Here is an 876-nt window from a genome sequence, read left to right on the forward strand (position 1 = left end):
GCCCGCGCAGTGCGCCGACGGCACGGCGTCGACGGACGGTGAGCGCGAGGCCGGTGCGGGCAGCCCGCACGGGCGAGCCGGGGGCGGTGGCGCCGAGGCCGCCGTATCCGAGGCACGGGCGACCGGGCATGCGCGTGCCGAGGCGCACGTGGTGACGGACGGCGCGGTGGCGGCGACGGCCGCCCGGGCGTCGGCGGCGCCCGGTGCGGTGTCGGGGCCGTCGTCGTCCGTACGGCACGCCGACAGCCCGGCGGGCGGAGTCCCCGGGGACGACAGGGGCGCAGTGGACGGTGACCGTGAGACCGGTCCGGCCGCCGCGTCCGGTGCGCTGCGGCGGGTTCGGGGCGCCGCTCGGGGTGGGCGGGGGCGGTTCTTGCTGGCGCTGCTGCTCGGGAGCCTCGCGCTCATCAGCGCCGTGGGGCTGATGGCCGTGTCCGGGTGGCTGATCTCGCGGGCGTCCCAGGAGCCGCCGGTGCTGTACCTGATGGTGGCGGTCACCGCGACCAGGGCGTTCGGCATCGGCCGGGCCGTCTTCCGCTACGCCGAGCGGCTGGTCTCGCACGACGCGGTGCTGCGGGTGCTGGCCGAGCTGCGGGTCGCCGTCTACCGGCGGCTGGAGCGGCTGGCGCCCGCGGGGCTCAAGGAGACCCGGCGCGGGGATCTGCTCTCGCGGCTGGTGGCCGACGTGGACGCCGTCCAGGACTACTTCCTGCGCTGGCTGCTGCCGGTCGGCGCGGCGCTGGTCGTGAGCGCCGCCTCGGTCGGGTTCACCGCCTGGGTGCTGCCCGAGGCCGGGGCCGTGCTCGCGGTCGGGCTGCTGGTGGCCGGGGCCGGGGTGCCCGCCGTGTCGGGCGCGCTCGCCCGGCGCGCGGAGCC

Annotated in this window: 1 pseudogene; it reads left to right on the top strand. The window is 78.9% G+C overall.

The window, feature by feature from the left end:
• Nucleotides 1-876, top strand: a pseudogene (locus tag EEJ42_RS53285) (thiol reductant ABC exporter subunit CydD); the annotation flags it as partial.

The organism is Streptomyces botrytidirepellens (assembly GCF_003721215.1).
Classification (GTDB): Bacteria; Actinomycetota; Actinomycetes; order Streptomycetales; family Streptomycetaceae; genus Streptomyces; species Streptomyces himastatinicus.